General features: G+C 36.5%; 9 protein-coding genes. 2 read left to right on the top strand and 7 right to left on the bottom strand.

Going from position 1 to position 12,081, the window contains the following annotated elements; all coding sequences use genetic code 11:
- The first annotated feature begins 217 nt into the window (after positions 1 to 217).
- Together PYW42_RS03045 and PYW42_RS03040 are read left to right on the top strand one after the other, a co-directional pair.
- Complete coding sequence (locus tag PYW42_RS03045) at positions 218 to 2,386, top strand: amino acid ABC transporter substrate-binding protein/permease (protein ID WP_002355617.1); 2,169 nt, start codon at positions 218 to 220, stop codon at positions 2,384 to 2,386.
- A gap of 1 nt (position 2,387) precedes the next feature.
- Positions 2,388 to 3,125, top strand: a complete 738-nt coding sequence (locus PYW42_RS03040) for an amino acid ABC transporter ATP-binding protein (RefSeq protein WP_002355616.1) — start codon at positions 2,388 to 2,390, stop codon at positions 3,123 to 3,125.
- Between the two features lie 47 nt (positions 3,126 to 3,172).
- Here PYW42_RS03040 and PYW42_RS03035 read toward each other — a convergent pair whose 3' ends face one another.
- The 7 genes from PYW42_RS03035 to PYW42_RS03005 form a co-directional block, all read right to left on the bottom strand.
- A complete protein-coding gene (locus PYW42_RS03035; protein ID WP_002361276.1) occupies positions 3,173 to 3,892 on the bottom strand; it encodes an MgtC/SapB family protein in 720 nt (239 codons plus the stop codon).
- Between the two features lie 35 nt (positions 3,893 to 3,927).
- Complete coding sequence (locus PYW42_RS03030; protein ID WP_002389705.1) at positions 3,928 to 5,832, bottom strand: heavy metal translocating P-type ATPase; 1,905 nt, start codon at positions 5,830 to 5,832, stop codon at positions 3,928 to 3,930.
- A 109-nt stretch (positions 5,833 to 5,941) separates the two neighbouring features.
- Entirely contained in the window at positions 5,942 to 7,390 is a 1,449-nt protein-coding gene (locus tag PYW42_RS03025; RefSeq protein WP_002386152.1) for a helix-turn-helix domain-containing protein, read from the bottom strand.
- A gap of 3 nt (positions 7,391 to 7,393) precedes the next feature.
- On the bottom strand, positions 7,394 to 7,843 hold the full coding sequence (locus tag PYW42_RS03020) for a hypothetical protein (protein WP_002381257.1): 450 nt from the start codon (positions 7,841 to 7,843) through the stop codon (positions 7,394 to 7,396).
- Positions 7,844 to 8,044: 201 nt separating this feature from the next.
- The gene (locus PYW42_RS03015; protein ID WP_002361272.1) at positions 8,045 to 9,139 is read right to left on the bottom strand and encodes a DUF916 and DUF3324 domain-containing protein; all 1,095 of its coding nucleotides are present in this window, start codon (positions 9,137 to 9,139) and stop codon (positions 8,045 to 8,047) included.
- 75 nt (positions 9,140 to 9,214) lie between these two features.
- Positions 9,215 to 9,955, bottom strand: a complete 741-nt coding sequence (locus tag PYW42_RS03010; protein ID WP_002355609.1) for a WxL domain-containing protein — start codon at positions 9,953 to 9,955, stop codon at positions 9,215 to 9,217.
- 22 nt (positions 9,956 to 9,977) lie between these two features.
- Positions 9,978 to 12,077: a lectin-like domain-containing protein gene (locus tag PYW42_RS03005; RefSeq protein ID WP_002389680.1), complete on the bottom strand. Its 2,100-nt coding sequence runs from the start codon at positions 12,075 to 12,077 to the stop codon at positions 9,978 to 9,980.
- Between the last annotated feature and the right edge of the window lie 4 nt (positions 12,078 to 12,081).

The raw sequence follows: 12,081 nt of genomic DNA, 5'->3' as shown, positions 1-12,081 counted from the left end.
TCCACTTATTAGTTTAACATACCGAACATATTTTCGCCACTTTTGCTGTTTCGGACTTCAACTGATCTTAATCTTTTGTTCTTAATTTCTATGTCACATTTTATAACATGCAATGTAAGGAAATTAGAGTTTTTTTCTCTTTTTAGCGTTCAAATACTTGTCAGCTTCCTATTTCTTACTATATAATTGTTCAATATGCAAAACTAGGAGGTATTTTATGAAAAGGAAACACTTTTTACTTTCTTTCTTTGTGATGATGGTAACTCTGCTAACATTCATTAGTGGCACTTCAGCACATGCGGAAGGAAAGAAATATACAATTGGAACGGATTTAACATTCGCCCCTTTTGAATTCCAAGACTCAAAAGGAAAATACATTGGTATTGACGTTGATTTATTAGATGCGATTGCCAAAGATCAAGGTTTTGAAGTGGATTTAAAACCATTAGGCTTCGATAGTGCAGTCCAAGCGATTCAATCTAAACAAATTGATGGCATGATTGCTGGAATGAGTATTACGGATGAGCGAAAAAAATCCTTTGATTTTTCAGATCCATACTTCGATAGCGGTTTACAATTAGCGGTTAAAAAAGGAAACGACAAAATTAAATCATATGATGATTTAAAAGGCAAAACGGTTGCGGCTAAAGTTGGAACTGAAAGTGCCAACTTCCTTGAAAAAAATAAAGAGAAATATGACTACACCATCAAAAATTTTGACGATGCAACGGGTCTTTATAAAGCCTTAGAAAACGGCGAAGCGGATGCAATCGTTGATGATTATCCTGTATTGGGCTACGCAGTGAAAAATGGCCAAAAATTACAATTAGTTGGCGATAAAGAAACAGGCAGTTCTTATGGTTTCGCAGTGAAAAAAGGTCAAAACCCTGAATTAATCAAAAAGTTCAACGCTGGTTTGAAAAATCTTAAAGACAATGGTACTTATGATAAAATTTTAAACAACTACTTAGCGACAGGTGATGAAACAAACACACAAGACGCTGGCGAACAGATGAAAAAAATCACTCCTAAAAAAGAGAAATATGTGATTGCTAGTGATTCTACGTTTGCTCCGTTTGAGTTTCAAAATGCCCAAGGTGATTATGTCGGAATTGATGTAGATTTAGTCAAACGTGCAGCTGAATTGCAAGGTTTTACTGTTGAATTTAAATTTATTGGTTTTAGTTCTGCTGTCCAAGCTGTTGAATCTGGTCAAGCAGATGGGATGGTTGCAGGCATGACGATTACGGATGATCGTAAAAAAGCCTTCGACTTCTCTGTTCCTTACTTTGATAGCGGCATTCAAATTGCGGTCAAAAAAGGCAATGACAAAATTAAATCGTATGATGATTTAAAAGGCAAAAAAGTCGGCGTAAAAATTGGTACTGAAAGTGCTGATTTCTTAGAAAAAAATAAAAAGAAATATGATTACTCAATTAAGTATTTAGACACAACTGATGCATTATACAGTGCATTAGAAATTGGCGAAGTTGATGCCATGATGGATGATTATCCTGTCATTGGCTATGGGGTTGCGCAAAATCAACCACTAGCGACACCAATTCCTCGTGAAAAAGGTGGTTCTTACGGTTTTGCTGTCAAAAAAGGGCAAAATCCTGAACTACTTGAAATGTTTAACGAAGGCTTAAAAGAAATGAAACGTACAGGTGAATACGATAAAATTATCGGCACTTACGTGAAAGATGGCAACGAAGCCAAAGAAGAAACAGCTGACGAATCTACGTTTGTTGGCTTCATGCAAAACAACTGGAAACAATTGTTACACGGTTTATGGATGACGATTCTATTAACGTTGATTTCCTTCGTACTTGCTTTAATTGTCGGCGTTATTTTCGGATTATTCAGCGTTTCACCAATCAAAGCATTACGTGTACTTTCAACCATTTATGTTGATTTAATTCGCGGAATTCCTTTAATGGTCTTAGCGTTCTTCATCTATTTCGGATTACCTGGTGTGCTTGGCTTTAATATCCCGGTCTTCATTGCTGGGATTATCACATTAACTTTAAATGCCAGTGCCTATATTTCTGAAATTGTGCGCGGCGGAATCAAAGCTGTTCCAGTTGGCCAAATGGAAGCTTCAAGAAGTTTAGGTCTTTCCTATAATCGGACAATGCAAAAAATTATTTTACCACAAGCGATTCGCATTATGATTCCTTCATTCATTAACCAATTTGTTATTTCATTGAAAGATACAACTATCCTTTCAGCAATTGGCTTAATCGAACTACTACAAACAGGAAAAATTATTGTTGCTCGGACATTACAAAGTACAATGGTTTACTTCGTTATTGCGTTAATCTACTTAATTTTAATTACTAGCTTAACTAAATTAGCGAAAAACCTTGAAAAGAAGGTGAACTAATATGACTGAAAAAATCTTAGTTGAACATTTAGTAAAAAAATATGGTGACAACACGGTCTTAAACGACATTAATGTTTCTATTAACGAAGGCGACGTAGTCTGCGTCATCGGTCCTTCTGGTTCTGGTAAAAGTACTTTTTTACGTTGCTTGAATCAATTAGAAGAAGCTTCTAGCGGAGACATTATTATTGATGGTGCGAACTTGACAGATAAAAATACGGACATCAACCAAGTCCGTCAACATATCGGCATGGTTTTCCAACATTTCAATTTGTTTCCACATTTATCTATTTTAGAAAATATTGTTTTAGCACCAACCGATTTAGGTCGCTTATCAAAAGACGAAGCGGAGAAAAAAGCGTTAGAACTTTTAGAACGTGTTGGGTTGGCAGATAAAAAAGATGCCTATCCAGATTCTTTATCTGGTGGTCAAAAACAACGTGTCGCAATTGCACGTGCGTTAGCGATGAATCCTGATATTATGCTTTTCGATGAGCCAACATCAGCTCTTGATCCAGAAATGGTTGGCGATGTTCTTGGTGTAATGAAAGATTTAGCAAAACAAGGAATGACAATGGTCATCGTTACTCACGAAATGGGCTTTGCAAAAGAAGTGGCTAATCGAGTAATGTTCATTGATGGCGGTAACTTCCTAGAAGATGGTTCGCCAGAGCAAGTCTTTGAAAATCCTCAAAACCCTCGAACAAAAGATTTCTTAGATAAAGTATTAAATATTTAAACAAAAGCACTTGGCGCGCGCTAGCGCCCAAGTGCTTTATTTTATGGTTAAATTGTTTCCGTGACAGAGACAGATTGAACGTGCCCTTTTTCTTTCAAGAGATGGTGCAAGTTGGAATGCCAGAAATCTTCTTTGCCTACATAAGAAATCTTTGCTGTCACTGCCTCTTGTTCGGATTCCAAAGTCAATTCTACTAAGCGCTCCCCTTTTTCTAAAGAAGCTTGAAGTTGTTCATGCAGTCGGCTTTCTTTAATCATAGGTTCCTTCATTTTTACGATAAGCTGCAATCGTTTTAAAGGAGTCTTTCGTTTAAAATGGGCCAGAGCTAATACTAGCAAAGTTGCCACGAGATTGATAAATGCAATGGTTAAAAAGCCCATCCCAATGACTAAACCAATAATAGTAACATTCCACATCATTACTGCTGTCGTTAACCCAGAGACTTTCCTTTCTCTAAAAACGATAATCCCCGCACCGAGAAAGCCTACACCACTAATCACTTGGGCGCCATATCGTGTAATATCCATAGAAATAATGGACGCCAAGGCGCTATTTTGTTTCACCACATCGACTAAAATATCCACCGATTGAATCTGTAAAATGGAAATCGTACAAGAGGCCAAACATAAAATGGCATTACTACTGATACCGAAGCCTTTTCTTTTAATACTTCTTTCTAACCCAATCAAAGCTCCAAAAACCACGGCTAGAGCCATCCGAATGACAACGTCGGTGAGAGAAAGTTCAATCATTTTTAAAGAATTCATCGCTTTCTCTCCTTTCTTGCAAGTGACTATTTGACTTATTTTGTATTAACTAATAAACGCAAGCCATTAAAAATGACCACTAAGGTACTTCCTTCATGAATAAGTACGCTAAATGCGATATTCGCAATACCTAAAAAGTTCAAGATAATCAACGTTGCTACCACTAACATTGAAAAAATAATATTTTGCTGCACAATTTTATTCAAGCGTTTTGAGACACGATGAGCATAGCCTAATTTAGAAAGATCATTTTTCATCACTACCACGTCTGCAACATCGATAGCAATGTCTGTACCATCCCCCATTGCCACTCCGATATCAGCATTCACTAAAGCCGGTGCATCATTAATGCCATCACCAACCATCCCTGTCATTCCTACTTCGCGTTTTAATTGATCAACAATCGCTGATTTTTCCTCAGGCAAAACATTAGCATAAACTTGATCCACGCCTACTAAGCGGCCAACTGCTTCACCCGTAAGTTTTGCATCTCCTGTAATCATTGTTGTTTCAATATTCTGTGACTTGAAATAGTGAATGGCGTTCATTGCTTCTTCATTAGGAACATCCATCAATGCCACTAAACCAATCACTTGTTCATTTTCGGCAAAGTACACTACCGTTTTGCCTTCACTCGCTAATTTCGTTGTTTGCTTCTCAATGATTGTTGGCACTTGTTCGAAACTAGATGGTTTACCAATTCTAAAAGTTGTGTCTGCAATGGTCGTTACTAAACCCACCCCAACAATATTTTCTACTTCTAAATTTAAAGCCGTTGTTTCTACTTCAAAGCGATTAACAATCGCCGTCGCCAATGGATGATTGGATTTTTTCTCCATATTTGTTAAAACAGCTACTAATTCGTCTTGGCGATCTTCTAAGCCATCAACAAAAAGATAATCTGTTACCTCAGGTTTGCCTTTTGTTAGCGTGCCTGTTTTATCAAAAGCGAGTGCTTTCACTTCAGCTAAATTTGATAAGAATGAGCCACCTTTAAACAAAACGCCTTGTTTTGCTAAATTGGAAATTCCTGATAAAGTTGCCGGAACGGCACTCGCTGCTAGTGCACAAGGTGAGGCAGCAATTAAGAAGACCAAGCCTCTGTAAAAACTTTCAGCCCAAGTCAATTGGAAAAGTAATGCGCCACCTAAAACAATTAGTGGAAAAACTGCTAAAACTAGTGTGACATATTTTGGTTCAAATCGTTTAATTTTGCTTGCAATTTCTGATTGATTTTCTTGTGATTGGTTCACGAGCTGTACGATTTTTGCAAAAACTGTTTCTGAACTATCTTTCGTTACTTCAACAACAATTGTGCCTGAACCGTTCATAGTACTACCAAAAACTGGGTCCCCACTATTTTTTTCTTTGGGAATACTTTCCCCATTAATAGATGATTCATCCACAGCGGTACTTCCTTCAATCACGACGCCATCTGTCGGAATTTGCGCACCATTGAGGACTTGCACGCGGTCGCCAATCTTCAATTGTTCAACTGACACAGTTTGAATTGAGCCGTCATCTCTTATCAGGCGAGCTTCTGTTGGATTTAAATTTAATAGTTTTGTAATTTCACGTTGGCTTTTGCCTTGAGCATAATCTTCAAGGAAATGCGCCGCCGCAAAAATCAAAATCAACAATGCTGATTCTTCAAAACTTCCCATTAATGCTGAACCAACTGCAGCTAAGGTCATTAACAAATGAATATTAGGCGAAAATTTTCGATTGTTTTTCGTATCCCGATACGTATCTCCAAAGCCTTCCCCAATAATATGATAACCAGCTAAAATAGCAGCTAACGAGAAAAGAATATTTTTCACTAAGAGCATGTTCCCTAAAAATAAACCGATAAAGAAAAGAGCCAATCCTGTAAAAAAGAGAATAACTGGAACATTTTTACCTTTTTCTTCATGTGTGTGTGCACCTGTTTGTTTTGACATTGTTATGCGCCTCCTCATTAATGTTTTTCTATTCATATGAATGTATATTCATATTATAAAACACTTGGGTGGTTTTGTAAAGACTTAAACACAAAGACAAGCGATGATTCTATTCGATAGGATCACCGCTTGTCTTTGTCGATTCTTTTTGTTGTTGATATTTTTCTTCTTGAATAGTCAGTAATGATTGCGTTAAATTGACCCAATCAATCGAACGAGGTGGATCCAGCCAAACCATAACTTTACTCTGTTCTTCTTGATACAAGTTATTTAAATTGGTAATCACCACATCTGGTAAGGTATCTGATAACGGGTCAATAATTTCTACATTTAAATTCACATAGACGGATAAATTTTTTTTGATGAATTGGTTATACTCTTTTCCATAAGAAAAATCAATTAGGACCTTGGCTGGCTCTGCAATTAAATGAACCGGAACATGATTAATTAGCAACAATAGATAGTTAAAAAACAAACAGTGATTGGCTTTCGCAATTTTTTTATGTTTTGCTGTTAACCAACGAATATATTCAATTAAATAAAAATAAAATTCCGGATATGTTTGCTTAAAAAACTGTAAATCCATTTCAAAATCGTCAAACATATTAATCGGAAAGTAAATAACATTGAAATGAATAATTGCTAACCCTTCTTCTAGAGTATTCCTTGTTGACTCCTCTAAACAATTAAATGCTTTTTCAAAACTTCCAATGAAAACACGAGTTAGACTTTCAATCGTAGGATCTTCGTGAATGACATATTTTTTCTCTAGTTTGCCATGCAAATACAAGAAAAAAACAATCGTATACGTTAATGATTTTGAAGCCAATGCCCATGCCAATTGCGATTTTTTTATTAGTTCCTCTGAAAATGTATTCAGTGCACGCGTATCGATCCCTTCCACCGCACGTCCTTCGTTGTTAATCATAATAGCTAAATAATGGAAAAAATTGCGTCGCTCATAGGTGGTGAAAGTATAGTTTAACTCAACAGACTGTAATACACGTTTCGCTTCATTATAAACTTTTACCGAATATAGTTCGGAAATTGGTTGATTGGAAAGCGTGAACAATTTATACAAAAAAAATGAAATTGCTTTTTGATTGCCGACAATTTCCCGCTTACTAAAATAGATCTGATACTCCTTTAAGGCTTTTTTTAGCCGCTGTAAGGTACTATACGCCACAGAGGTGCTGACATGATTACATTCAGCAAACTTTGTCAAACTATAATTTCCTCTAAAGTAAGACAACACTAATTTAAAAGAGAGCGATTCTGTTAAGTATTTCGTGAGCAAAAGTTTACTTGAATAGTTTCCATCAATTTCAAGTGTAACATCTACATCAGAAACGACTAAAGTTAAGCTGTCGCTTAACTTTAGATTGTCAATATCTGCTTTTAATTTTTCTAATGTTTTTTTGACTAAAAAATTCGACATTGATAATTCTTCGCGAAGTGCAATAAAAGTACCTGATAGCGTGGGACTTTCTTCTAAATGCCTTAGCAAGGAATAACTTCGTTGATCTTCTTTATTTAAAAAAATTTCATAATTCATCATTTATCAGTTCTTTCTCCCATAAATAGCCGTTCCTACTAATTCCCGTATGAAATTCAAGTAAAAAGTGTTTTGCCCCTCCGTTCCAGCACCGCCTGTGCTATTTGGTACAATGGTGATATGGCTAGCATCAAATAATTCATCCGTGAAAAATACTTGATGCTGACTTTTCTTGGAAGAAGGCCTTTCTTCATTTGTTTTTGGATTATTGGTTGTCACTTCTTTTTTACTAACGTCTTCGCTACTTTCTTCCGCTTGCGTTTCGCTAGTAATAGTACTTTCATTTGTTTCTTCCATTTTTTCTGGTGTGCCAGTATTCTCAATCGGATAAATTTCTTCTGTTGGATTGGTCGGATTATAAATTGGATTCCGTTCTTCTGCTGCTTGCACATTGGTTACTTGAAAAAACGAGAGTAACAATGTACTCCATAATAGTAAATGTTTGTATTTATCCATTTTTCTCACATATATTGCCAAATACTTTAGCTACATAACAAAACAAAAAATATAACTAGTAAAGTGGTATCAGACGATATTTAACAATACTCCTTCTTATTATTTCTTTTTTTGAGTTAGGTTTGTTGAATAAACTGCATGTTTGATAAGTAAAAACAAACAAAAACGTTGCCGATGATCAAATCAAAAATTAACTACTCTTTATATTTCTCTTTCGTTTTTTTCCTGTTTCTTTTTTCGCCAAATCAACCAGGCAATGATTAAAATCACTATCAATAATAGTAGTAAGCCAATCATCAAATATAAATTCGAATGATTTTCTTTTAAGGTGACATCTTTTTCATTTAATTCTTTGGCAACTTCACCATTAATTGTAAAGTCTTTTTCAAATTGCCATTGATTTCTAAAAGATATCGATTCATTGTTTATTGATTTTTTAAATGAGCCTGCAGCATCTTTATTCCCAACAACGGTCATAGACAAATGATAATCTCCTGGCTTAAGTGGTTGCCCTTTTAGCGCAATGGGAACAGAAAAATTGGTATTTGGTGCAATTTGCATGTTTGCTTTTTCCTCTTTATATAAAACTTCTTCATGTCCCTTTTTGGTAATCTCTGCCGAAAAGGCAACTTGGTTAATATATGTTTTTTGATCATTTTGTAGATTGACTAAAATCACATTTCTAGCATTAATCTGTCCTGGTGAGACTTTTTTCAAAAGTAAATTCGGCTCAACCTTTTTTTTGTTTTGTTGCATCAATAATGCAACGACATACGAATATTCATTTTTAATGGATAACCCCTGACTCTTATCGTCTTGGCGTTTGCCTTCATCCGACGTTTCTTCTTTAAAAGTGATACCACTAGCTAACACTCCATCAAAGGGTGTATTAGGCATTTTGACGTTAATAGAAACCGTTTGTTCACTTTTCGGTTTTAAACGAACTGAGCTAGGGTATTGAACGTAGTCTTTTATATCAAACGCTAAACTTTGATCTTTTTTCCCCTTATTTTCACCATACTCCACGATTACATTTGAATTGGTAATGGCACTATTGATGGAAATACCTACCTTTACTTCTTTATCTGTATCATTGCGCAAGTTCACTTTCAACTCAGTTTCTTCATTTGGTGCTAGTAATAAATCAAAGTAAGTTTTTTCTTTATCTACTTGTTTTTCTGATGGAATAGGCGTAACCGCAAAATTAAATTCACTGGCAAAACCATTGCTAGGTACTAACGCTAAAAGAATTAGTAGTATCGGAAAAAAAAGAAATCGTTGTTTTTTTCTGTTCAAATTATTTACTCCTTTTCTATATGTAGTGAATAGCAGGTAACTATGTTCCCCGCTATTCTTCTTTTTAAAACTCGTTTAATTTCCTGGAGCGTCTGTCAACGTCCATGTTAATTTTGTGGCGTATTTTTCAGCGTATTTGGTTGTAGAACCTGGAACAGTTAACTCAATACTTTTAGCGGCTGTAGTTGCATCTGTTCCCCAATCAAATAAATAAGTTCCTGCACCGTTTCCTTTCGCTGCACTCATTACATCTGATTGACTACCATCTGAATTTAGCGTGATTGTGGCTGGGCCTGTTGGTTTGCCTGAATCTGAAGCAGTCACTACATTTCCGTTTTTAAACGTGATAGCTGCCCCAGTCAATTCTTTACCAGAAGTTGATTTAAATTGTCCTTCTTGTTTCACTTTTAATGACCAGCCAGCTTCGGTTCCACGGTTATCTGTTACTTGGACATAGTTAGGCCCTTCTTTGACTTCATCGGTTGCGCCTACCGTCTTGTATTTTTGGGTAGCAGCAAAATAAGTCTGATCCTTCGACGTGATTTTTTGAACACCGAAGTCTAGACTTGACGCATAATCAATTGACAACGGACCGTTTGTTCCTGGATTAGGACCTTCAGGATCTGTTGGATCAATAGGATCAACTGGATTAGTTGGATCCGTTGGGTCAACCGGATTAGTTGGCTCTTCACTTGGTGTAAATTCTACGATACCATTAGATGTATAACTACCGCCATCTTCTGCAAAGGCTTGAGAAGTCATGCCTAAGCTCCCTAAAATAAATGTGGATAAACATACTGTTGTTACTTTTTTCATTTTCTTTTCTCCATTCTTTTCTTTAATTTCCTGGTACGTCTTCTAACGCCCAAGATAAACGAGCTTTAAATGTTCCAACTCTTTGATAAGCTACAGGAACATTGATTTGAATTCCTTGTTGTTTTGATTCATCAAGTAATGCTGTTAAATCTGTTTCACCTTTCTGATTACTTTCTAAAAGCGTAATTGCCTCATTTGTAATCTGAGAGCTTCCAGCAGTTGAAACGAAAGAAAAAACATCTGGCATTACAATTGAATCATTTGTTAACGGTTGCGTTTGCTTTAGTTGCAGGCGCCAATTATTTGCGTTACGTTCATCCACGACTTTGAGTCCTTCGGTGGGATGCCCAAGTTTAATTAGTGGTTGATTACGTATCTTTTCCGTACCAAAAGTAATCTGTTTTGGTGTCTCTTTAAAATATAGTTCCCCTAAACGATAGTAAAAATAAATATCTTTTGTTTCCTCTGTCATTGTTCCTTCCGCATTGCCTGAGTCTTTTGTAAAAACATAGCCAGAAATATCTAGGGGTTTTTCTTGATAGGGTGCACCAATTTTCCCTGTTACACTTTTAGGTGGAGCAATATCTTTACCTTCCGCGTCTTTATAAAAAACGGTTACTGTTTTTTCTGTTGGTTTAGGAATAGTAATCGTTACATTATTTGACTTTTGCAGTAAGGTTCCTTCTTCATAATAGTCAAAGTTCATAGTTAAAACTTTTTCGGGCGTATTATCTTGAAGGGTTGTTTTTAATTCAATAATCATGTCCTTCTTTAAGACTAGGTAGTCATTTAAAGCAATTGTTAAGTGATTCCCTGTTTGTGTCAGATCTTTGGCTGCTACCTTTTTACCATCAATCATTAATGAATTTTCTTCATATGCTAATTCATCAGGTAAGTCAATGCTTACTTGCGGTTGACGATCTTCGATAAAGTCATTGTCAATATTCAACGTATTCCGTAGTCTCACCTGATCATTTTTCACTGCTTCAACAGCTGAGCTAAATTCCTGACCATTCACGCTAAGGGCTGCTTGTGACGTAACGTTGGTAGGAATTTGTGTCATTGCTAAAGCATTCTCTTGGTATTTGCCACCTGTGGATGATGTAAAGCCCCAATAAACCGTTGTTGCGCCAAATTGTGCATTTAAATCTGAAACTACATACGTATTCGTGCCCACACCTTCTAAATCATATGTTAATGCTTTGGTTGCGGCATTCCAACGAACAGTCAACATGCGCCAGGTTCCATTAGATAGATAGGTTGGCGCAACAGTGACGCCTGAATGCTCCCCTGTATAGCTGTTGTTATTAGCTTTCGGAGTGACAAAAGCTAAATGTCCATTTCCCTTATCTTGTGAAATTTCTCGGTCCATTCGGTTGGAACTACCAGTATTTTTATAGGTATCAAACTCAATCGATAAGGCATTTCTAACATAAGGTTGACCAGCTTTCGTGGAGTATGCACCGATTCCCATCCCAGGTGAACCAATGACTTCTTGAGGCGTTGTGGACATTCTAGGATCATTCGTTAAGGTAAAGGTCATACCATCACCAGCATTTGCATACTCGTTTCCTAAATACAAATAACTTTTAAAGGTAAAATCCGACAATAAACTGATTGGTTTTTTTGACCAAATAGCTCCTTTTTGTGATTTAACAGCTGGGTTTAGTTGTAATAACTTCCCACCTTCTAAAATACTTGTTGCATTTCCAATTGGCTCTTGAAATACCTTGTCGATTGGAATGATATTAGGATCATCAGGCAATGAAGTAGCGTATGGCGCAGCCAACATGCGCGGCTGTGGTTCAACTATCGCCGATTCCGTTGCACTGTTATCGTCATCCTTTTGTTGTTCGCTAGGTTCTAAAGTAGCCGTTGATTGGTCTGTTTCTGCTGGATGATTATCGGTTGTTGTTGTCGTTTCTAGGGAAGGTTCTTGCTCTAATGTTTCCGAGTGAGAAGGAGCGCTAGTTGCCTGATCATTGGCCGATTCCTCCACTATTTCCCGATTGACTTCGTTGATATTTGTCGAAGGATTACTAATCGCTTCGCTAGTAATAGGCGCAAGGAGTAGTAAGAATAAACTACTTGCCAAAAAGACTAGGCTTTGTTTGTTTCGCATCTCT

Origin of the sequence: Enterococcus faecalis, from assembly GCF_029024925.1 — a bacterium.
Classification (GTDB): domain Bacteria; phylum Bacillota; class Bacilli; order Lactobacillales; family Enterococcaceae; genus Enterococcus; species Enterococcus faecalis.
The sequence above is the reverse complement of the archived record's forward strand: the minus strand, read 5'-3'. Positions and strand labels throughout refer to the sequence as shown.

Excerpts from the sequence above, each read along its gene's own strand:
- PYW42_RS03045 (WP_002355617.1), top strand. The coding sequence starts at position 218 with ATGAAAAGGAAACACTTTTTACTTTCTTTCTTTGTGATGATGGTAACT.
- PYW42_RS03040 (WP_002355616.1), top strand. The coding sequence starts at position 2,388 with ATGACTGAAAAAATCTTAGTTGAACATTTAGTAAAAAAATATGGTGAC.
- PYW42_RS03035 (WP_002361276.1), bottom strand. The coding sequence starts at position 3,892 with ATGAATTCTTTAAAAATGATTGAACTTTCTCTCACCGACGTTGTCATT.
- PYW42_RS03030 (WP_002389705.1), bottom strand. The coding sequence starts at position 5,832 with ATGTCAAAACAAACAGGTGCACACACACATGAAGAAAAAGGTAAAAAT.
- PYW42_RS03025 (WP_002386152.1), bottom strand. The coding sequence starts at position 7,390 with ATGATGAATTATGAAATTTTTTTAAATAAAGAAGATCAACGAAGTTAT.
- PYW42_RS03020 (WP_002381257.1), bottom strand. The coding sequence starts at position 7,843 with ATGGATAAATACAAACATTTACTATTATGGAGTACATTGTTACTCTCG.
- PYW42_RS03010 (WP_002355609.1), bottom strand. The coding sequence starts at position 9,955 with ATGAAAAAAGTAACAACAGTATGTTTATCCACATTTATTTTAGGGAGC.
- PYW42_RS03005 (WP_002389680.1), bottom strand. The coding sequence starts at position 12,077 with ATGCGAAACAAACAAAGCCTAGTCTTTTTGGCAAGTAGTTTATTCTTA.